This is a genomic window from Xanthomonas sp. LF07-6, assembly GCF_034105445.1.
Classification (GTDB): domain Bacteria; phylum Pseudomonadota; class Gammaproteobacteria; order Xanthomonadales; family Xanthomonadaceae; genus Xanthomonas_A; species Xanthomonas_A sontii.
Genome location: NZ_JAXGGI010000021.1, coordinates 14,596 through 35,427, shown reverse-complemented (window position 1 = coordinate 35,427; position 20,832 = coordinate 14,596). Strand labels below are relative to the sequence as shown.

Sequence of the window (20,832 nt, the reverse complement as noted above, 5' to 3'; positions counted from 1 at the left end):
CCCTCCCCGGAACCGCATGAAGGCTGGCCTCCCCGACGCCGCCGCGACGGCATGAGCCGCGCGTCGCACCGCGCGCCCGTCGCCGCCGAGACCCGCAGCGAACGCTGGCAGCGCTGGATCGCCTGGCTGCTCAGCGCGCTGCTGCACGTGCTGATGGCGCTCGCCCTGCTGTACGCGGCCAAGCCCACCATGTCCACGCCGCAGGGCGCGGCCGGCGGCAGCCGGATCCGCGTGGACTTCCTCGGCGACAGCGACAAGCCGGCGAAGCCGCTGCCGCCCAAGCCCAGCCCGCCGCCGGCGTCCGCCGCGCCCAAGCGCACGCGCGCCACCACCACCGTGCAATCCACCCTGGTCGCGCAGTCCGACGACCCGGTGCCGCCGCCCGATCGCGTCGACACGCCGAAAGCGGCGGACACGCCCGCGCCCGCCCCGGCGCCGCAACCGCGTCCGGCACCGCCGGCGCCCACCCCGCCCGCGGACGCCCCGGCGCCGAGTCCGGCGCAGACCGCCGACAGCAATCCGCCGCCGCCGACCGAGCGCCGTCCGCAGACCTGGACCGGGCGCCCGCCCGGCGCGCTCGACACCGACACCGCGCCGGACAACAGCGGAATGGCCGCCGGCCCCGGCAGCCGCGGCAACCGCCACGACATGGACGCGGCCCAGCCCAGCCTGGAAGTCGGCGGCTACCTGGTCTATTACGACTTGGGCAGCGAGAGCCAGCTGCGCACCTGGCAGCAGCAGGGCATGAAAGAGATGTTCATCCTGCTGCCCGGCACCGAGTACCGCATGGTCTGCCCGCTGGAGATCGCCCTGACCCGCGGCTCCGGCAAGTGCCGCGCCCTGCCGCCGGACTCGCCGGAACTGAAGAGCATCGGCGACGCCCGCCAGGTCATCACCATGCTGCAGGTCTATCACCAGGGCGAGCTGGTCTGGCGGGGGCCGGGGCCGTATCGCTGAGTTGCTGTGAGCGGGCGATCGGTGCGTCCACCCTCGCTGCAGTCGGGACTGAAGTCCCTCCCACAGGGAGCGGCCAGCCTTCAGCGCGGTGGTCAGCATTCGTTGGAGACGCAGGCTTCATCCCTGCGGAACGGCTTCTGCCGCGACGAGCGAAGCCGTCGGCCGATCCGACATCCTTGCGGTCGGGACTGAAGTCTCTCCTACCGTGATCCTCCAGCGAGGCGGTCGCCGCACTTGTGGGAGTCAACTGTCATGCAGCCGCGACGCGTGGAGTGGTGTTCTGTCGGATGGTGCAATGCGTGGGGACTGAAGTCCCTCCCACCGTGATCCTCCAGCGAGGCGGGCGCCGCACCTGTGGGAGCGGCTTCAGCCGCGACGAGTGAAGCCATCGGCACATGCGGGGTTCCATTGCGATCGGACTGAATCCCTTGCCACGCGATTGCCCGCTTTCCGCGCTGGCGGCACGCTGGACAACACAGCGAGCGGCGCCGCTACGGTCGGAGCGGTTCCATCCGCGACCCTGCGGCAACGCGGAGCGAACGCGACGCAGCGCCCGACGCCCGAAGCGGCTGCCCAGCCAGCGCCCTCACGCCCGCTTTGCATTCGCCGCCCGCCCCGTTGCTAGAGTCTGCCCGCGCCGCCGCGGCCGCCTGCCCCCCGCTTTGCAGGTCCCGCCGGGCCCGGCGTCTTTCCTCCATTGAAGGAGTCTCGACATGCCCTGGAAATTCCCCCTCGCAACGCTCGCCCTCGCCGCCGTCGCGCTGCCCGCGCTGGCCCAGCCCGACCGGCAGGTGGTCGAGGACATGCTGACCCGCTCGGCCAACGTCTGCCCGGGCCACAGCACCGAGCGCACATCGCCGGCGGTGAAGGCCGTGCCGGTGGGCGCGCTGCGGGTGATGCTCGACCGCGGCCTGGTGATGTGCCCCGACCGGCGCCTGGACGCCACCGCCCCGGCCGTGTTCTACGGCAGGCTCGGCGTGTTCGCCTGGAACCCCGAGGTTCCCGCCGGCGCGAGCGTGATCGTCAAGCAGATCGATGCGATGACCCGCAAGGACGAGTATCCGTCCGACACCCTGGTGTGGGATGCCAAGGGCACCGCGCTGAAGCAGCAAACGGTGCCCGCGTTCGAACCCAAGCCCGGCGCCACCGTGCTGTACCAGGTGCGCTGACCCCGTTCCGCTGGCTCGCGCGCGGGCCAGCAACGTCGATCGCAGCCGGCGGCCCGCAAGGTCCGCCGGCTTTTTTATGCCGCAGTGCGAATTCCATCGCGACCGCGCACGGCGACAGACAAGACACGCCGTGACGCGCACGACGTCGATGATGTCCTGCTCCTGTCCTTGCGCCGCCCACGCGTTTCGTGGCGGCGGACAATATCCGGATCATCTGGCGCGATTATCTATCGCCAACCTCCGATTATCTTGAAATCAAGATTATTGACTTCTGAAAAGTCCGCTTCAGAAACGTAGACAAATTCCTGTGACGTGCACGCAGCCAGCCGAAACAGCGGAGTTCGGCTGGATTCGCGCGAAACCATGCGGATCTTTCATCCTTTCCTCGGCGCCACTGTGGCGCAGCGCACGCCGCAGCATCGACGGATCTCGGCATTATCCAACGCGATGTGTCGTGAAATTCCGTCAGGCGCGATGCGAATCAATACCGCAGCTAAATATTATCTCGGCGTGTCGCAAAAATAATGCGGACGACATAGTAGCGTTTGCGCCCTCCCCCACCCCCCGGGCGACCGGGATTCGACACGAGGATGTTTCCATGGCCACACAGCGGAATCGGCTGGCGCTGCGCGCACTTTCCCTCATCGGCATCGCGGGCGCGTTGTTGCCCATCGCCGCCACGGCGGCACCGGCGCGTGGCACCGTGCTCAAGAGCAGTGTCCTGACCAGCTACACCCGTCAGGCGATCGCCACGCTGCTGGCCAACGACCAATCCCCTGACCAGGCCAAGTGCGACGTACGCGTGGCCGAGTTCACCTACGCCACCATCGGCGTCGATGGCGAACCCACCACGGCGTCGGCGGCGCTGCTGGTGCCGGGCGGCAGCCAGTGCCCCGGTCCGTTCCCGCTGGTGAGCTACAGCCAGGGCACCGAGTCGCAACGCCGCGCCGAGCAGGCCAAGGAGATCCGCGACGACAAGGGCGACGACACCATGGTCACCCACCTCGCCACCCAGGGCTACGTGGTGGTGAGCAGCGACTACCTCGGCATCGGCCAGTCCACCTACGCGTTCCACCCCTACCTGCACGCCGCGTCCGAGGCCAGTGCCACCATCGATGCGATGCGCGCCGCGCGCCAGGTGCTGCAGCGCCTCAACACCCCGCTGTCGGGCAAGGTCATGCTGACCGGCTTCTCGCAGGGCGGGCATGCCGCCATGGCCACCCAGCGCGAGATCGAAGCGCACCTGTCCAACGAATTCAACCTGGTCGCCAGCGCACCGATCTCCGGCCCGTATGCGCTCAGCCAGACGTTCCGCGACAGCTGGAGCGGCCGCAACGCCGTGGGCGAGAACACCTTCGGCATCGTGCTGGCCAGCTACGCCATCGTCGGCATGCAGCACACCTACAAGAACCTCTACCTCGACCCGTCGCAGGTGTTCCAGGATCCGTGGGCGAAGAAGGTGGAGAAGCTGTTCCCCGGCAACCAGAGCCTGACCGACCTGGTGCTCGGCGACACCCTGCCGGGCGTGGACAAGATCCGCCAGTACTTCCAGCCGGGCTTCTACAAGGACTTCGCCAGCAACGCCAACGACCCGTTCCTGCGCGACCTGGAGCGCAACGACCTGCTCGACTGGGCGCCGCGCACCCCGACCCTGCTGTGCGGCTCGGACAACGACGCCACCGTGCCGCTGAAGAACGCCACCACCGCCATCGCCGCGTTCAAGGCCCGCGGCAGCCACCAGGCGACCGTACTCGACCTGGGCACCGGCAAGCCCAGCGACAACAGCGCGCTGGAGCACCTGGCGACCGAAGACGCCTGCGCCGTGGCCGTACGCCAGCAACTGTTCGACACACTTCGCTGAGGTCGCGGCGGACGACAACGCAGGCGCACTCCCTCCCCCGGCGCCTGCGATCGTCCGTCCCGCTGGCTGCCACGCCTGGGCGCAGGCGTGGCAGCGTTTTTCCGTGCGGTGCGGACACGGCCTGCTGTGCGAGGCCGTCGCCGATCGGCGACGAGGACGACCGCGCGTTGTACGCAGCGACGCGACCGTGGGCAAGCGGACGTTGCCGACAACGGGCTCAGGTAGCGGGCTGACGGCAGAGCAGCGTGGCGATGCCGCAGCGGCATTCGCACGCCGCCACACATTCCCGAACGCCTGACATCATCCCGCGCCCAGATCGGCACCACGCGGCGACATCGACACCTGCTTTCGTCGGCCCCGCGCATCGGCGAGCGCGCGGCCCACGCCATACACCGACAGCGGCACCACCCAACTGGCCCACAGCAACAGCGCGATCAAGCCCGGCGACGGCGTCATGCCCAGACCGATCGCCGACGGCAACGACACCCGGAACACCACCGGCGCCAGCGTCGTCAGATAGGCCCGCACCATCCAGCGCTGGTGCCGCAGCACCTGCCCGCGCCGGATCGCCATCAGTCCGACCGACCCGGTCACCAGCCACGCCAGCGCCGTCGCCGCGAACGCCACCCGGATCGCAAACGGCGCCGGCGAGGTCGCGATCAGCCCGACCGCCCCGACCATCGCCACCACCATCCCCGCGAAATACGCCCGCCCCACCCAACGATGCAACCGCGGCCAGCGCCGCCACCGCTGCGTCGCGAACTGCAGCGCCCCCAGCAACAGACCGACCGCCCCGCCACCGAGATGGCACCAGAGCCACCCGCGGCGGGTCAGGAACATCGCATAGGCCGGCGACTGCAGCGAGGCGTACTTCAGATAGACGGAATGCACGAACTCCACGGCGAACAGGGCCAGGGCGAGCCAGAGCAGCCACCAGGCTAGGCGCGCGATTGGCGTGGTGCGTGGTGACGCCAGCTGGCGGCGCGTCGACTCGCTGCTCATTTCCTGCCCCACAGTGCGCCGGACCGTCGGCAGCGCGACGCTAGCATGGACGTCTCGGCGCCACGAAAGGCGGCGACGGGCGGCGGACAGGCGCGTCCGAGAACACTGCCGCACACGTCGCTTCGCCGATCGGCACAGGCGATCCGGCTACTGATCGCGACGCCACCACCGAGCCTTAAATGCAACGTATGTCTCGCTTTGTAGACGACACGGTTAACAGTACAGACATCTGCCGCACACAGGTCTATGGTCGATCCGGGGACGGGGGTCGCATGGGACGCAGACAGGGGAAAACCGGATTCGACGCGCTGGCGGCGTTGCCGTGGCCAGTGGGAATCATGGCCGGCATCGCCGGCTTCTTCGCCCTGCGCGACGGCATCCCTTGGTGGTTCTCCCGCCACAACGGCGCGTTGTCACAGGCCATCGCCCAGCAAGCGGAAGGCGCATTCGCTCCGATGGCGTGGATCATGCTGCTGCTCTGCTGGCTGGCGGCGCTGGCCTCGTTCCTCAAGGCGCGGCATCGCCGTCGCCTGCTGGATACCCGCACTACTCTCGAAAGCCTGGCCGCCGGCGGCTGGCGCCAGTTCGAACTCCTGGTCGGCGAAGCCTTCCGCCGCCAGGGCCACGCAGTAGAAGAAACCGGCCTCGGCGGCGCCGACGGCGGCATCGACCTGATCCTGCGCAAGAGCTTTGGTCGCAGCCTAGTGCAGTGCAAGCAGTGTAAGCGACAGCAGGTAGGCGTCAGCGCCATTCCAGCGATGCCCGCCTTTATTACTTTAGGCCCATAGAATTAACCAGGTATGTCATGACTGATCGAAACGCCGTTGACACCATTCGCGGCTATTTTTACCAATTCGACTTGTCAATCCTCAGCGTTTTAAGACTTAGTTCAGAAGACGATTCAATTGAAATTGAATGCACCGAAGATATTGACATACGGACCGCGACCGAAGTCACGGCCACTCAATGCAAGTATTACGCGAAGACGGAGTACAACCACTCCGTAATCAAAGATGCAATAAAGCATATGGCCTCCCACTTCAAAGAAGTGTTAGCAGGCACGAAGCCAAGTGTACATTACTCCATTAAAGGCCATTACGCTTCTGGCCAGGAAAAACTAGATTGCTACATCGACGTAGAATTCCTAAAGAAGAATTTTCTTACTTATTCAGAGGGGAAAGGCGAGGACAGCATTACTCGCCACCATCATTGCGAGCTTGGTCTGACGGATGCCGATCTACAGGAATTCCTGAAGCGCTTGGTTATCGATATTAGGGCGAAGGAGTTTGGAGCACAGTACCGCGAAGTAGTTGATGCGCTCCATGCGATCTTCGGAGGTACGAGGTTCGCAGCGGAGTACTTCTACTACAACAGTGCACTGGCCGTAATTCGCGAGCTATCAACCAAGGCACTGCCAGCCGACCGGACAATCACGAAAAAGACGTTTCTGAAAAGAATTGACACTTCCACGATCCTATTTAACGAGTGGTTCGTCAAAAAAAACGGTAGGAAGGCACATTTTTCGGCACTCCGCAATGAGTACTTCTCCGAGTTTAATATTTCCCCCTATGAGCGCTTTTTCCTAATCGAAGCTAATGCTGAATCTTACGTTCGAAGTGAACTCAAAGATTTGCTTTTTGAAATCTCTAGGAAATGGTCCAAATTATCTGCTCGGGAGCCCCACTCATTCTGTCCCTACGTCTACGTCCACGGCATCTCAGAGAGCGAGTTGCTCGCGTTAAAGAAAGAACTCAGTGCGGAAGGACTCAAACCTATTGATGGTCATGAGTTTAGGGATGCGGAATTTAGCCATCAAGCAATTATGCAGAAGGCAACATTTGGAAACGGGATAAAGATCAAGATGCTAAACACCTTACCCAATGTCACTCAAACTGTTAATGCCATTACAAAGACCCGACAAATATATCAGTTCCATCTTGGCGGCCTATATTTTGACTACGACAACCCATCTGTTAGACACGTCAAGATTCAGGTGGAAAGACTACTGGATGTGAGCTCTATAATTTAACCATGGGACATTAAAATGAAACAATCACATAGTGAAGAAAAAATTAATGCTCAAGTGATCGCGGTTTTCCCCGACAAGGTTCGCATCGTTGTAGATAATCTGGAAGACTTCAAGGTAGCAGAAGAATCACTGAAGGTAGGCTCTTACTTAAAGATCGCTGATAACGAGAACGCCATCCTCGTCGCTATCATTGAGAATTTTCAAATCGCCGTCAGTGCGGAAGGCAAACGAGACTACATCATCGAGGCATTCCCGCTTGGCATACTGAGGGATGGAAAGTTCGAGCGCGGTGGCGATTCGCTTGCTATCCCACCGAAGGAGGTCCAGCCTGCAACCATCTTTGATATCAAGAAGATCTACAGTGATTCAGTGCCCAACGTAGAAAGGTTTTGTTTCGCAACGCTAGCATCAAACAAGAATGTCCCCGTCCCGGTAAACGGAAACAAGTTCTTTAACAAGCACATTGCTGTAGTCGGCTCGACGGGCTCGGGTAAGTCACACACTTTAGCCACCATCATCCAGAAAGCCGTATCAGAAAAAGCCGGGGACTTCTCGCTCAACAATTCACATGTAATAATTTTTGACATACATTCAGAGTACAAATCAGCATTCCCTCACGCAAACCATATAGACATATCCAATCTTGTTTTGCCATATTGGATGCTAAACAGCGAAGAACTTGAGGAATTTTTTCTCGACACCGAAGCTAATGACCACAATCAAAGAAATATCTTCAAAGAAGCGATCATCAAAGATCGCCGAGCAAAATTTGGCGGATCGGAATCGGAAAAGCAAAAGATTCATTTAGACACGCCAATTTTATTTGATATAAATGAAGTTCTTGCATATGCAATCTCAAAGAATGGAGAGATGATCGATTCAGGAGAAGTTTACGCGGCTAGCAATAAAGAGAAGGCAGGGCAGCCAAAGTACACTCAAGGCAGTCTTTATGGAAAACTGACAAACTTTGTAAATCGCCTTGAGAACAAAGTTAATGATAGTAGGCTTGAATTTTTCTTGGGGGAAAAATCCAAAAGTGTTACTTTTGAGGACACTCTCCAGAAGCTTCTCGGATATCCGTCACCAAATGCGTCTAACGTTACAGTTATTGATCTCAGCGGGGTCCCTTTTGAGGTCCTGAGCATTACAGTCTCGCTCATATCTCGCTTGGTATTTGAACATGGCTACATATATAAGCGTCTACGCTGCGCTAACAACCCCAGCGAGAAGATCAACAACGATGCGCCTATCCTCTTGGTCTATGAGGAAGCACACAAATATGTGCCAAATAGCGAGCTATCCAAGTATCGTTCATCCAAAATATCCATCGAGCGGATCGCTAAGGAGGGCCGGAAGTATGGGGTTACTCTATTGCTCGCAAGCCAACGTCCCTCCGAGATATCCGAGACCATCTTCTCTCAATGCAGCAACTTCATCGCTATGCGCCTTACCAATCCAGCGGACCAAGGCTATGTGGAGAAATTGCTTCCAGACTCTCTCGGTTCACTCATCGACAAGATGACATCCTTCCGCCAGGGCGAAGCTCTACTGGTTGGAGAGTCAATTATTCTTCCGTCGATAGTTCAGATCGACCCTTGCACTGAAGCCCCCTCTTCCAACGATATTCCGTACTGGCAGCTTTGGAAGGAGGAGTGGAAAGACATGGACTTTGCCGCAATAAAAGCAGAGTGGTATAAGTAGCAGTAGGCATTCCTTTTTGCCGTTGCGACTAGAAGCTTAGATCCGGTCAGCCCCGCTTCTTCGGCGCGGGCTTGCCAGGGTGTGCAGAGTCAAGCGCCTTGCCGACCGCGCGCCGCTGCTACAGTTGGCCGATGGCCGCATCGGCGTCGACCGTGCGGCCGGCGTCGATGTCGGCCAAGCCGCGCTTCGCGTCATCCAGCAAAAGCAGGTGGATGCGCTCGCGCTTGAGCCGGTGGTAGTCGTCCAGCCGGTCGGCATCGATCAGCTCGGCGTCGCTCTCGCCCTTGTTGGTGATGATGTTCTCGGCTCCGGCGTTTGCCTGGTCGGCTAGTTCGGAAAGATTGGCGCATGCCAGGGTTGAAGGCTGCACGTTGGTGACGGAAGAACCCGTTGGTACCAGCCGCTTGATCCGCTCCGGAAAGTCACCAAGCAAGCGATGCGCCTCTTCCAGTTCGTAGTCCGCCTGCAGACTCAGCCAAAAGCGTTCGGTCGTGCCCAACGCCGCAGCCAGGCGCACGGCGGTGTCTGCGGTGATGCCTCGCTTGCCCAGCACGATCTCGTTGATCCGGCGCGGCGGCACGCCGGTGACGCGGGCAAGTGCGTTCTGACTAATGCCCAGCGGGACGAGGAACTCGTCGCGCAGCACGTCGCCAGGATGGATGTTGGGCAAGGAGGCCATGACGGGATGCCTGAATTGGTGGGTCGGCGATGGCGACCTCATCCAGAGACCATAACGGCGCCCGTCATACGACGCAATCCGTTACGGCGTTGCGCAAGGCCCCTCTGCTCAAGTGTTGGAAGCACGCCAATAACGCGACGCGGCGGCGGATTGGGGCGAGCCTGCGCACGATGGGGAATTCCTCCCCATTCTTGACCTCCCATACATCCAACCCATCGCATCCTCGCCCCGATTCCAACACCGGAGGCGGGGACATGACGAAGTGGATGGGGGCGGCGCTGGCCGCGGCGATGCTGGTGACCGGCTGCGCCCGGGTGGAGGGCGAGAAGTTCGTCGGCCACTGGGTCAACGTGGAGTCGAAGGACGACACGATCGACATCGAGCGCAACGGGGAGTCGTTCATGGTGCGCAACACCACCCCGCGCTTCTTCACCCGCAAGCCCAAGACCGAGAGCTACCCGGCCATCTACAAGGACGGCGTGCTGCAGGTGACCAACGACGGCGAGACGGTGAACTTCGCCATCGACGAGGCCGATGGGCACCTCAACACCGGCAGCGACGAGTACCAGCGGGTTCCGGCCAAGTAGTCGCGCGACGTCGAGCCCGGACCCCGGGCTCGCCTGGCCTGCGCGCATCGGAAGGTTGCTGCGGGCCCGGCAGTTCGCCGGTTCCCGGGACGCCGCTTCGCTTACTCGCCAGTGGGACCCTTGGTCCGCGTGGATCGGCGCTTATCGCTCTCGAGCGCTTTCAGCTTGCGCGTTGCCTCTTCGAAATCGCGCTCTACCGGCGACGGTTCTTCCAACGTGCGCTGTCTGTAGCGGGCGAACTCGGCCTTGGAAAATTCCAGCGCCTGCTCGCGGCCGATGCGGCCGGCATGCGTCAGCACGTCGCGGTCGCTCAGGCGCAGGAAGTCGTCCAGCTTGGCGATCCATGCGGCCATGGTCATCGGCCTGCGGTTCATGGCCTGCAACTCGGCGAACTCCAGGTAGGCGGTGACGATGCGGTTCAGTGCCCCCAGCTCCTCCGCGTTCAAGTAGCTCTTGGCGACGACCGCATCGGACGCGCGCGGCGCGGCGCCCACCCAGTTGGTCATGCCGCTGTGCGGCTTGCTGGCGTCGGCGCGCTCCATGAGCAGTTCGGCGGCGGTGTGGCCATGGGCCGCCCAGTGCATCTTGTTCTGCACAGTGGCGAAGAAACGCTGGCTGGCCTCGGCCGACGGGTCGTAATCCACGCTGGTGGCGTAGATGTCCAGCACCTTGCGCCAGAACAGCTTCTCCGACGAGCGAATGTCGCGGATGCGGCCCAGCAGTTCTTCGAAATAGCCATCGTCAGGCCCGCGCTTGAGCCGTTCGTCGTCCAGCGCAAAGCCCTTGATCAGGTACTCGGACAGCCGCGCCGTCGCCCACTGGCGGAACTGGGTGCCGCGCGCGGAGCGGACCCGGTAGCCGACGGCGAGGATGGCGTCGAGGTTGTAGTGGTCGAGGGTGCGGCGCACTTGGCGGCTACCTTCGGCTTGAACTATCCGGAGTTTCCGGACAGTTCGTTCAGCTTCGACTTCCCCCTCTGCATAGATGTTCTGCAAATGCTCGCTGATGGTCTTGACCGAGACCTGATACAGCTCCGCGATCTGCGCCTGCGTCAACCACACCGACTCGCCTTCCAGCCGCACCTGGATGCGCGTCTGCGCATCCTCGCTGCGATACAGGATCAATTCCGAGGTGGGGGCGTCCTTGTCGTCGTTACGCATGCCAGCTCCTGACGCGGCTCGTCAAAACAGCGCGCCCTGGATCGGCGTGCTGGGTAGTTCGGGAAGGATATCGGCTGCAGGCCGCATCGGCTGCGACTGTGGCTGCTGCTCCCCACCCAACCGCCACGCCAACCCCGAGATCCGCGCCGCGTGCCGGGCGAGCGCGGCGCGCAGCACCGGTTCGCTGGCGGCGATGTGCAGCGCGCGGCGGGCGCGGGTGATGCCGGTGTAGACCAGTTCGCGGCTGAGCACGCGGGCGTCGCGGGCCGGCAACTGCAGCCAGACTTCCTCGAATTCGCTGCCCTGGGCCTTGTGCACGGTCATGGCGAAGGCGCTTTCGTGCGCGGGCAGTGCGGCCGGGTGGAAGCCGCGGACTTGGCCGTCGCCGGCGCCGTCGAACCAGGCGACCAGGGTGCCCTGTGCGTCCTTCAGGCAGATGCCGACGTCGCCGTTGAACAGGCCGTGGCGGTAGCTGTTCTCGGTGATGAGCAGCAGGCGGCCGTGGAACCAGGGCGCGGCGGCGCCGAGGCGGCGCGCGCCGCTGGCGGTCTCGGCCAGCAGTTGTTCGATGCGCGCGTTGAGTCCGCGCGCGCCCTGCGGACCGGCGCGCACGGCGGTGAGCAGGCGCAGGCGCGCGGCGGCGCGCAGGGCTTGCGCCGGATCGTCGGTGTCGCCGAGGGCACGCCAGTGCGCGAGCAGGGCGTCGCCGCCGGCGGCGAGCGCGTCGTCGACGCCGTCGTGGAAGTGCACGCCGGCGAGTTGGCCGTCGCGCAGCAGGCGCAGGGCGCCGTCGGCGTCGCCGCTGCGCACGGCGTCGGCCAGCGGCGCCAGAGCGAAGTCCTGGGCCTGGCGGTAGCCGCGCAGCAGGTGCACGCGGTGCCCGGCCAGGCCGCCCTGGTCGTGCGCGACCGCGCTGTGGCCGAGCAGCGGTTGCAGCGCCTGCGCGTCGTCGGGCTGTAGCGCGTCGCCGTGGCCGGCGGCCTGCAGGATCGCGGCGAGCACGTCGCCGGCCTCGACCGAGGGCAACTGGTCGGCGTCGCCGAGCAGGATCAGTTGCGCGCCGTCGGCCACGGCGTCGACCAGCTTGCACATCAGCGGCAGGTCGACCATGGAGGCTTCGTCGATCACGATCAGGTCGAACGGCAACGGGTTGTCGGCGTCGTGGCGGAAGCGCGGCAGGTCGGGAATGACGCCGAGCAGGCGATGCAGGGTGCTGGCGCCGGCCGGCAGGGCCTCGGCCAGGGTCGGGTCGACGCCGTCGGCGAGTGCGCGCGCCACCGCGGCGCGCAGGCTCTCGGCCATGCGTTCGGCGGCGCGGCCGGTGGGCGCGGCCAGGGCGATGCGCGGCGGCGGCAGGCCGGCGGCGCGTGCCTGGGCGAGGCGCAGCAGCAGCAGGCGGGCGATGGTGGTGGTCTTGCCGGTGCCGGGGCCGCCGGTGACCAGCAGCAGGGCGCGGCGCAGGGCGAGGGCGGCGGCTTGGGCTTGGCGGTCGGATGGATCGTTGGCAGTCGTACCCTCACCCGCCCTGCGGGCACCCTCTCCCGGGGGGAGAGGGAAGAGCTGGGCGAACAGGGGTGCGAGGGCGGCTAGGTCGCTATGCGGCAGCGGCTGTGCGGCGAGGCGACGCAGGCCCAGGGCCAGGCGTCGTTCGTATTCGCGGTAGCGGCGCAGGTAGAGCAGGCCGTGTTCGAGTACGAGTGGGCAGTCGGGGCTGGCCGGGTCTTCGGCGGCGGGTTGTGCGACCCAGCGCGAGGCGGCCAGGGCGCGGGTCCAGTCGTCTGCGGTGGGCAGCGTGGGGGCGGCGCCGTCGCGGCTGTCGAGCAGGAGGCTGGCGCGTGCCGGGTCGAGGCCGGCGTGGCCGCTGGCCACTGCCAGCGAGGCCAGGGCGGCGCCGGCCAGGACCAGGTCGGGGGTGTTCGGGTCGAGGCGGCTCAGGCTGTGCGCGAAGGCGTGGTCCAGCGTGCGCAAGGTGCCGGTGCGGTAGAGGGTGGCGAGGAGGTTGGATTGGCTCACGGGGTGGGGGCTCCGTGGGCGGACGTACCCTCACCCCAACCCCTCTCTCCCACGGGGACTTCCTGCGGTCGCCGGGGGGAGAGGGGCTCAAGCGGGGCGCCGGCGAAGAGGGCGTCGACGCCTTCGATCAGGTCCGGGTCGAAGCGCCAGGCGTGCACGCCCGGCGATGGGTCGCGGGCGGCGTCCAGGCCGCGACAGAACAGGTAGCGCACGCCGCCGAAGTCGCGGGCGTAGTCGTAGGCACCGCCCAGGCGGAAGCGCAGCCAGCGGTGCAGGGCCACGGTGTAGATCAGCGCCTGCAAGGTGTATTCGCTGTGCGCCATCGCCCGCGCCAGGGCGTCGGGGTCGTAGCCCGGCAGGCGGTTGGACTTGTAGTCGAGCACGTACCAGCGGCCGTCGTGCTGGTAGGTGAGGTCGATCAGGCCGGTCATCAGTCCCTCCAGGCGCTGCCGCGCGCCGAACGCCTGGCGCTCGCCGGCCACGCCGAAGCGGTGCAGCAGCGCCAGCAATGCGTCCACGCGCGTCGGGCGCATGGCGAAGTGGAATTCCATTTCGTTGCGCCGCTGCTCTTCCGGCACCGCAGCCAGGCAGGTACCTTCGGGTAACGCCACGGTGAGGGTGTTGCCGACCAGGGCGGTGAGCATGGCGGTGCCGTCTTCCAGTTCGTCCTCGGCATAGCCGCCGCGTTGCAGCGCTTCGACGATGGCGGTGGCCTGCCCCGCTGGCGCCGGCTGGCCCGGGTGCCAGTCGCGCCAGGCGGCGAAGTCGCAGCGCTCGAACACGTCGTGCATGGCCACGCCGAAGCGGTTGCCGACGAAGCGACGGTCGACCATGTCCACTTCCACCGCGGCGCTGACCGGCTCGCTGGCGGCGGGTTCGTCGCTGCCGCCGCTGCTGGGCACGGTGGCGCTGGCCATCGGGTCGCTGCCGGCATCGGCATTGGCGAGCTGGGTGAAGCTGTACACCCACCACTCCGGCAGCACGCGCCGCTGCGGCACGCGCGCCGGCGGCACCGGCGGCGCCGGCTCGGGCGGCAGGCGCGGCAACTGCGCCGGCGGCGGGGTGCTGTCGATGGCGATGGCGCCGGGAGCAGCGGCGGCCTGCAAGGCATCGAGATCGCGCAGCATCGGTGCCAACGCGGTGCGCTCGTGCTGCGGGAAGGCGCCGGTGGCGGTCCACAGTGCGTGTTCGGCGCGGGTCAGGCCGACGTAGAGCAGGCGCGCGTCCTCGGCGCGCTGCTCTTGTTTCCACGCGGCCTCAGCGGTGTCCCAGGCCGGGTCGGACTCGCCGCCGCTGCGGCTGGTGTTCCACTGCAACTGGCGCCCACCCTGCGGCGCCGGCACCACGCAGTGGCGCCCGGGGCTGCGCTCGCTGCGGCCGATGCCGGCGTACGGCAGGAACACCAGCGGATACTCCAGGCCCTTGCTCTTGTGCAGGGTGACGATCTGCACGCGGCGTGCGTCCGACTCCAGCCGCAGTTGCTGCGCTTCGTCGCTGTCGTCGGCATTGGCGATGCGCCGCGCCAGCCAGTCGACCAGGCCATGCGGGCCGAGCGCGCGGGTGTCGGCTTCCTGCAGCAGTTCGGCCAGTTGCAGGTAGTTGGTGAGGCGGCGCTCGCCATCGACCAATGCCAGCAGGCGCTGCCCGTGTGCGGCGCCGAGGTCGCCGATCAGGGCTAGCGGTCCGCCGCGCTGCCAGCGCTCGCGCCAGTCCAGCGCCTGTTGCTGCCAGCGGCGGTGGCGCTCGCCGTCGTGGTCGAGTGCGGCGATGGCCGCGGCGTCCTCGCCGATCAGCACGGTGGCCAGTGCCGCGCGCAAACGGCCGTCGTCGCCGGGATCGAGCAGCGCCTGCAGCAGGGCCAACAGCTCCAGCGCCTCGTCGGTGGCGAACAGGCTGCGGCGACCGGCGGCGACCGCGGGAATGCCGGCGGCGGCAAGCGCCTGCTGGATGCGCGTGGCCTCGCCATGGCTGCGCACCAGCACGGCGATGTCGCCGGCCTGCACAGGGCGGCCGAGCAAGCTCGCGCGGCCGTCGCGCGCATCGGCCAGCCAGCCGCGGATCGCCGCCACGCAGGCGGCGGTGCACAACTCGCGGGCGCGACCGGCGCTCCACGGCTTGGGCTTGCCCGGCGCCTTGGCGGTGGCCGGTGGCGGCGGCGGTTCCGGTGCGCGCCACACGGTCAGCGCCGGGGCCGGCACGCCGCCGCGTTGCAGGTCGGCATCGCCGCGCTTGCTGCCCGGCTGCACCGGGTGGAAGGCGATGCCGTCGGTGAGGAAGGCCTCGGCGTAGCCGGCCTGCGCGTACAGCGCGTCGATCGCCGCCAGCAGCGCCGGGCGCGAGCGGAAGTTGTGCGCCAGCGGCGGCGCGCGTTCGGCGTCCGCGGCGGCGGCCAGGTAGGTGCGCACGTCGCCGCCGCGGAAGCCGTAGATGGCCTGCTTGGGATCGCCGATCAGGGCGAGCAGCGGCGGCAGCGTGTCGTCCGGCGCGGGCAGCGAGGGCGCGATCGCCGCGTCGTCCTGCGCCGCAGCGGGATTGGCCGTGTCCGGGGCGAACACCTTGCGGAAGATCGTCCACTGACGGTCGTCGGTGTCCTGGAATTCGTCGACCAGGGCCACCGCGTACTGCGCGCGCAGCCGCTGCGCCAGAGCGGCGCCGTGCGGGCCTTCCAGCGCGCGCGCCACGCCCTCGACCAGGTCGTCGTAGGTCTGCACGCGGCGCTGGCGCTTGAGATGGGCCAGCCGCTCCGCCGCGTCGGCGCGCAACGCGTGCAGCAGGCAGATGCGGCGTTGCGTGCGCCACTGCGCCAGTTGCGCCAACGCGGCGAGGTAGCCGTCAATGGCGTGGCCCAGCGGCGAGGCCGGGGTGCGCTCGGCGTGCTTCTTGTTGGTGCCGGCGATCAGTTCGGCGGCGGTGAGCTTGATCAGCTTCGGATGCGGTGGCGCGTCCGCGGTCGGTGCCGCGGCGAAGGCGTCCAGCCAGTGCCACAGCGCGGTCAGCCAGTCGGACTTGTAGCTGACCTTGCTCAGCACGCCGGCATCCATCGCCGCGGCGATCGCTTCGAAACAGGCGGTGCCGTGCGTGCGGAACGCCTCGGCCAGCGCCACGCCGGCGCGCTGCGCGGCCTGCTGCAACACGGCGCCGTCCTCGGCGGAAAAGACCGGCGCGGCCGGCAACAGCGTCGGATGCCGCACCAGTTCACGCAGATCGGTGGCCATGCCGTCCGGTCCGCCCGGCCACAGCGCCACCAGGTCCTCGGCCATCGCCGGATCGGCGGCGCGTTGCCGCCACAGGTCGGCGGCGACATCGCGCAGCAGTTCGCGGTCGTCGGTGAGCAGTTGCGGCGCGGCGAAGGCCTGGCCGCTTTCCAGCGCGTGCTCGCGCAGCACGCGCGCGCAGAAGCCGTGGATGGTGAAGATGGCGGCGAGGTCGATGTCCTCGGCGGCCTGCTGCAGGCGGCGGCGCAGGGCCGCTGGGGTTTCGGTGCTGGCGGCCAGGTGCGCGGCGAGGATGGCGCGGGTGAGGGCGACGTCGGGTGGGTCTTGGTGCGGGGTTGGCTGCGATGGGTCGGTCGCGAGGTCGGTCGCGGCTAATCCCGAAAAGGGGACAAGAGCCGCTCCTACGAGGTCCGGGGCAGCATCCGGCACCAGGCTGGCCGCCAGCGCCAGGCGCTCGCGGATGCGCCGGCGCAGTTCCTGGGTGGCGGCCTCGGTGAACGTGACGGCGAGGATCTGGCCCAGACGCAGGCCGCGTTCGACCACCAGGCGGGTGAACAAGGTGGCCAGGGTGAAGGTCTTGCCGGTGCCGGCGCTGGCCTCGATCAGGCGCACGCCGTGCAGCGGCAGCTGCAGGTAGGGGTCGCGGTCGGGTGCGGCGTTCATTCGGCGTCTTCCTGGGTGCCGCGCCAGCGCTGCCAGCTCTCGCTCAGTCGGTCGGGATCGAGTGCGGGGCCGGCGTCGCCCAGTTCGAGCAGGCCGAACACGCGCTGGCTGGTGGCGGCGAAGTCGGCGAAGCGCTGCGCATCGGCGAACGGGTCGCGGCCGCGGCCGACCAGGCGCAGTTCCGGGCTGTCCGCCTCGCTCCAGCCGAAGCTGGCCTGCCATTGCGCGGCAGCGTCCTTGATCGCCTTGTCGAGATCGCCGGCGCGCGCGGCCTGGTAGTACTTCCAGCTGCTGTACGGCGCGAACGCCAGCGGCGCCTGCCGGCCATGCCGGTACAGCTGCAGCAGTTCGCCCAGCGCCTGCTGCGCCTGCGCGGCGGGCAGCGGCTCGCGATCCATCGGATGCGGGCCGAGGCTGTCGTCGTGGTCGAAGAAACGCACGTAGGGCGCGCGTTCGCCGGCGGCGCGCAGCAGCAGCCATTCCAGGCCGTGGCGGATCGCGCTGCGCCCGCTCAAGGCGCCCACCTGCACGCGTGCCACGCCGGGCGCGTACCAACCCGGCAGGCGGCCATGCAGCGCGGTGCCGTCGAGGTCCACCTGCAGCCGCGGCGCCAGCGGCGCGTCGTCGCCACCGCGCCACTGCCGGAACGCCTCGGCGTACGGGCGCAACTGGCGCACGCGCTCGTCGAGCTGGCGCCGGCCCAGCGGCCCGGACGGCAGCAACGCGCGGGCGCGCAGGCGTTCGTACAGGGCCTCGGTGTCCTCGCGCAGCACCGCCTCGAACACCTGCTGCTGCAGGCCGTACTGATCGAGCCCGCGGCTGGGCGCCAGCAATGGTTCCAGATCGCTGTCGGCCTGTGCCGGATCGGGCAGGCGCAGGCCCAGGCGCTGGCGCAGGAACTGCCCGGCCGGATCGACCAGCAGCCGGCGCAGGTCGTCGATGGACAGTTGCGCCGGCAGCGCGTCGTCGGCCGCGGCCGGCAGCGCGTCGATCCACGGCGCCAGCGGCTGGCGCTGGCCGACCAGGCTGTCCACCGCCGGCCGCCATTGCCGGCGGTAGCTGAACCGGCGCGGATCGGCGTCCTCCGCACCGGTGGCGCCGAACGCGGCGGCGGCGAACGGCTGCAGCGGATGCCGCACCACCAGCGCGGCGGCGGCGGCCGGGTCGGCATGGTACTGGGCTGCGCAGGCCAGCAGTTCGCCGACCAGCGGCGAGGGTTCGCGCACGCTGCCGTCGCGCGCGTCGGCGCCCAGGTAGCTCAGGTAGAACACCTCCTGCGCCGAGGCGAACAGCTGCAGGAACAGGAAGCGGTCGTCCTCGCGCGTCGAACGGTCGCCGTGGCGGCGGCGCGTGGTGCCCAGTTCGGCGGTGAGGCGGTTGAGCCCGGCGGCCGGATCGCGGCGCGGGAAGTCGCCATCATTCATGCCCAGCAGGCAGATGACCCGGAACGGCAGCAGCCGCATCGGCACCATGCGGCCGAAGCTGATGCCGCCGGTGAGCAGCGGCGCGCGCGTGTCCGATTCGCCCAGCACCGCGGCGAAGTGCGCGCGGACCACTTCGGCCGGCACCGCGTCGGCGTAGTCGGCGCGGGCGGCGTCGCGGGCGAACTGGTCGATCAGCGCGCGCAAGCGCTCCAGCGCGCGCTGCTGGCGCGGTGCCGACGGACTCTGCGGCAGCAGCGCCTCGAGCAGGCCCAGCAGCACTTCGCGCCACTGCACCGGCGGCATCGGCTCGGCCAGCGCGGCCTGGTGGCGATCGAGCACGCGCAGCAGGCGCAGCAGCGTGTCCAGCGCGGCCAGCGCGCTGCCTTCCAGCTGCGGCCACGGCGCCACGCCGTCGATGTCGTCCTCGGCGCCGCTGGCGTGGCCGAGCAGCAGCCGGTCCAGGGCGAAGCGCCAGGTGTAGGCGTCGTCGGCCGGCGCCTGGTGGCGCTGCCGGTGCGCTGCGTCCAGGCCCCAGCGCGCGCCGGCGGCGTGCAGCCAGGCGCGCAGACGTTCCAGCCCGGCCTCGTCCAGCCCGGCGGCCTCGGCGATCGGCGCGCTGGCGAGCAGGTCCAGGATCTCGTGCAGGCCGAAGCGTGCGATCGGCAGGCCGAGCAGCGCGAGGAACACCTCGGCCAGCGGCTCGCTGGCCAGCGGGCTGGCGTCGGCCAGCGCATAGGGCAAGGCGTCGTCGCCGGCGTGGCCGCCGAACACCGCGTCCAGATACGGCACGTAGGGATCGATGTCCGGCGACAGCACCGCGATCTCGCGCGGCTGCAGCGGCGGCTCGAAGCGCGGGTCGTCCAGCAGCGCCCGCAGTTGGTCGTGCAGTACCTGCAGTTCGCGCAGGCGGGTGTGGCAGGCATGCACCTGCAGGCTGGGATCGTGCGGGTCCACCGCGGCCAGCGGCGCCGGCCGCGCCGGCGCGCGGCGATGGAACAGATCGCTCTGCATGCGCCGCAGCAGGCTGTCGCCGAGGCCGCCCTCGGCCAGCGCGCGCCGGCCCGACTCCAGCGGATCGGCATAGACCGCGATCTCGGCCAGCGGATGCACCACCTCGTAGTCGCCGATCAGCGCCATGAAATCGCGCCCGGCCGCGCCCCAGGCCTGCAGCAATGGGTTCTCCTGCACGTGGTCGGCGAACAGGTCCACCGCCCCGCCCTCGCGGCGGCGCTGCCACAGCGTCTGCAGATCGCCCCAGTAGCCCTGCGCCGGCGTCGGCAGGTAAAAGTGCAGCGTGCCGGCGCGCGCCTGCGTGGCCAGCACGCGCAGCACATCCGGAGAGATGTTGAGCACGGCGAAGGCGAACAAGCGCCGCGGCAGGCCCTGCGGTAACGGCCCGTCCGGGCGCGCGTAGCGGTCCAGGTACTGGCCGATGCGGCGTGCGCGGTAGGCGCGGCCCGTGGCGATGCGCCGCCACAGCCGCGCCTGCGGATCGTCCGGGTCGGCGCCGCCTTCCCAGCGCAGCAGCCAGTCGCGACGCCAGGCCTGGTACTTCTCGAACACGTTGCTCAGCTCGCCGGCCAGGCTCCACGGCTTGAGCGCATCGCCATCGGCCAGATAGCCGGCCAGCGGCGCCAGCGCCGCATCGCTGCCCAGGTCGCCCTGCAGTGCCGCGTACAGGCGCCAGTGCATGGTCGCCATGTCCAGGTCGTCGGCCGCGGCACCGAGATTGCGCTCCAGCGCGCGCGCGACGAATTCGCCGGGAGTCAGGAATTCCAGGTTCGCCGCCACCCCGTGCACCGCGGCCAGGGTCGATTGCAGCCAGCGCCGCATCGCCACCTGCGGGATCAGCACCACCTCCGGCGCCAGCAAGGGCTGCCCCGGCGACGGCCGGCGCAGTTCTTCGGCAAGCAGGGCGGCCAGGGTATCCAGCGCGTTGGACGGATACAGCCGGAAATCGGGCGCGGACGGGGCAGGCATGTGCCGGGCATTGTGCCGGATGCGGGCAGGCGGCGCTGTTTCCTTCTCCCACTGGGAGAAGGTGCTCCGCAGGGCCGGATGAGGGTGCGGGCGCAGCCTCGTGTACCCGAACATCGCGCGTCGCTTCGCGCCGGACCCTCACCCCAACCCCTCTCCCGGGGGGAGAGGGGCTAGCCGCTCCCTTCTCCCACTGGGAGAAGGTGCCCCGAAGGGGCGGATGAGGGTACGGGCGCAGCCTCGTGCACCCAAACATCGCGAGACGCTTCGCGCCGGACCCTCACCCCACCCCCTCTCCCGGAGGGGAGAGGGGCTAGCCCTTCCCTTCTCCCACCGGGAGAAGGTGGCCCGAAGGGCCGGATGAGGGTACGGGCCCAGCCTCGCGCACCCACACA

The 20,832-nt window shown here is 67.4% G+C and carries 12 protein-coding genes and 2 pseudogenes; 7 read left to right on the top strand and 7 right to left on the bottom strand.

Annotated elements, in window-relative coordinates:
• The first annotated feature begins 51 nt into the window (after positions 1-51).
• The 3 genes from SLW56_RS20015 (at position 52) to SLW56_RS20005 (ending at position 3,987) form a co-directional block, all read left to right on the top strand.
• On the top strand, positions 52-957 hold the full coding sequence (locus tag SLW56_RS20015; RefSeq protein WP_320695371.1) for a type II toxin-antitoxin system RelE/ParE family toxin: 906 nt from the start codon (positions 52-54) through the stop codon (positions 955-957).
• Between the two features lie 713 nt (positions 958-1,670).
• Entirely contained in the window at positions 1,671-2,126 is a 456-nt protein-coding gene (locus tag SLW56_RS20010; RefSeq protein WP_320695370.1) for a hypothetical protein, read from the top strand.
• 598 nt (positions 2,127-2,724) lie between these two features.
• Positions 2,725-3,987: a lipase family protein gene (locus tag SLW56_RS20005; protein ID WP_320695369.1), complete on the top strand. Its 1,263-nt coding sequence runs from the start codon at positions 2,725-2,727 to the stop codon at positions 3,985-3,987.
• A gap of 300 nt (positions 3,988-4,287) precedes the next feature.
• On the opposite strand, the gene SLW56_RS20000 is transcribed toward SLW56_RS20005, so the two are convergent.
• Positions 4,288-4,989 (bottom strand): DUF2306 domain-containing protein, encoded by a 702-nt coding sequence (locus SLW56_RS20000; protein WP_320695368.1) that lies wholly within the window; start codon positions 4,987-4,989, stop codon positions 4,288-4,290.
• Between the two features lie 272 nt (positions 4,990-5,261).
• Here SLW56_RS20000 and SLW56_RS19995 point away from each other — a divergent pair.
• The 3 genes and pseudogenes from SLW56_RS19995 to SLW56_RS19985 form a co-directional block, all read left to right on the top strand.
• A pseudogene (locus tag SLW56_RS19995) lies at positions 5,262-5,735 on the top strand (restriction endonuclease); the annotation flags it as partial.
• A 59-nt stretch (positions 5,736-5,794) separates the two neighbouring features.
• Positions 5,795-7,018 (top strand): DUF4297 family anti-phage-associated protein, encoded by a 1,224-nt coding sequence (locus SLW56_RS19990; protein WP_320695367.1) that lies wholly within the window; start codon positions 5,795-5,797, stop codon positions 7,016-7,018.
• A gap of 15 nt (positions 7,019-7,033) precedes the next feature.
• Entirely contained in the window at positions 7,034-8,719 is a 1,686-nt protein-coding gene (locus tag SLW56_RS19985; RefSeq protein WP_267124163.1) for an ATP-binding protein, read from the top strand.
• Between the two features lie 118 nt (positions 8,720-8,837).
• On the opposite strand, the gene SLW56_RS19980 is transcribed toward SLW56_RS19985, so the two are convergent.
• Together SLW56_RS19980 and SLW56_RS19975 are read right to left on the bottom strand one after the other, a co-directional pair.
• Positions 8,838-9,089 carry a type II toxin-antitoxin system Phd/YefM family antitoxin gene (locus SLW56_RS19980; RefSeq protein ID WP_267124166.1) on the bottom strand — a complete coding sequence of 84 codons (252 nt, stop codon included), beginning with the start codon at positions 9,087-9,089 and terminating at the stop codon, positions 8,838-8,840.
• A 27-nt stretch (positions 9,090-9,116) separates the two neighbouring features.
• A pseudogene (locus tag SLW56_RS19975) lies at positions 9,117-9,398 on the bottom strand (HigA family addiction module antitoxin); the annotation flags it as partial.
• 254 nt (positions 9,399-9,652) lie between these two features.
• On the opposite strand from SLW56_RS19975, the gene SLW56_RS19970 reads away from it, so the two are divergent.
• Positions 9,653-9,985, top strand: coding sequence for a hypothetical protein (locus SLW56_RS19970; protein WP_010341478.1), 333 nt, complete (start codon positions 9,653-9,655; stop codon positions 9,983-9,985).
• Between the two features lie 101 nt (positions 9,986-10,086).
• Here SLW56_RS19970 and SLW56_RS19965 read toward each other — a convergent pair whose 3' ends face one another.
• From SLW56_RS19965 to recC, 4 genes are read right to left on the bottom strand one after another with little or no spacing between them, the layout of a single operon-like run.
• Positions 10,087-11,145, bottom strand: a complete 1,059-nt coding sequence (locus tag SLW56_RS19965; RefSeq protein WP_320695366.1) for a virulence RhuM family protein — start codon at positions 11,143-11,145, stop codon at positions 10,087-10,089.
• A 21-nt stretch (positions 11,146-11,166) separates the two neighbouring features.
• Entirely contained in the window at positions 11,167-13,158 is a 1,992-nt protein-coding gene (recD, locus tag SLW56_RS19960) for an exodeoxyribonuclease V subunit alpha (protein ID WP_320695365.1), read from the bottom strand.
• Positions 13,155-17,036: an exodeoxyribonuclease V subunit beta gene (gene recB / locus SLW56_RS19955; RefSeq protein ID WP_320695364.1), complete on the bottom strand. Its 3,882-nt coding sequence runs from the start codon at positions 17,034-17,036 to the stop codon at positions 13,155-13,157. Before recB ends, recD begins: the two co-directional genes overlap by 4 nt.
• Positions 17,033-20,440 (bottom strand): exodeoxyribonuclease V subunit gamma, encoded by a 3,408-nt coding sequence (recC, locus tag SLW56_RS19950; RefSeq protein ID WP_320695363.1) that lies wholly within the window; start codon positions 20,438-20,440, stop codon positions 17,033-17,035. Before recC ends, recB begins: the two co-directional genes overlap by 4 nt.
• Positions 20,441-20,832: the final 392 nt, after the last annotated feature.

What these genes read in the sequence shown, in the direction of transcription:
- SLW56_RS20015 (WP_320695371.1), top strand. Translation starts at nt 52, where the DNA reads ATGAGCCGCGCGTCGCACCGCGCGCCCGTCGCCGCCGAGACCCGCAGC.
- SLW56_RS20010 (WP_320695370.1), top strand. Translation starts at nt 1,671, where the DNA reads ATGCCCTGGAAATTCCCCCTCGCAACGCTCGCCCTCGCCGCCGTCGCG.
- SLW56_RS20005 (WP_320695369.1), top strand. Translation starts at nt 2,725, where the DNA reads ATGGCCACACAGCGGAATCGGCTGGCGCTGCGCGCACTTTCCCTCATC.
- SLW56_RS20000 (WP_320695368.1), bottom strand. Translation starts at nt 4,989, where the DNA reads ATGAGCAGCGAGTCGACGCGCCGCCAGCTGGCGTCACCACGCACCACG.
- SLW56_RS19990 (WP_320695367.1), top strand. Translation starts at nt 5,795, where the DNA reads ATGACTGATCGAAACGCCGTTGACACCATTCGCGGCTATTTTTACCAA.
- SLW56_RS19985 (WP_267124163.1), top strand. Translation starts at nt 7,034, where the DNA reads ATGAAACAATCACATAGTGAAGAAAAAATTAATGCTCAAGTGATCGCG.
- SLW56_RS19970 (WP_010341478.1), top strand. Translation starts at nt 9,653, where the DNA reads ATGACGAAGTGGATGGGGGCGGCGCTGGCCGCGGCGATGCTGGTGACC.
- SLW56_RS19965 (WP_320695366.1), bottom strand. Translation starts at nt 11,145, where the DNA reads ATGCGTAACGACGACAAGGACGCCCCCACCTCGGAATTGATCCTGTAT.
- recB (WP_320695364.1), bottom strand. Translation starts at nt 17,036, where the DNA reads ATGAACGCCGCACCCGACCGCGACCCCTACCTGCAGCTGCCGCTGCAC.
- recC (WP_320695363.1), bottom strand. Translation starts at nt 20,440, where the DNA reads ATGCCTGCCCCGTCCGCGCCCGATTTCCGGCTGTATCCGTCCAACGCG.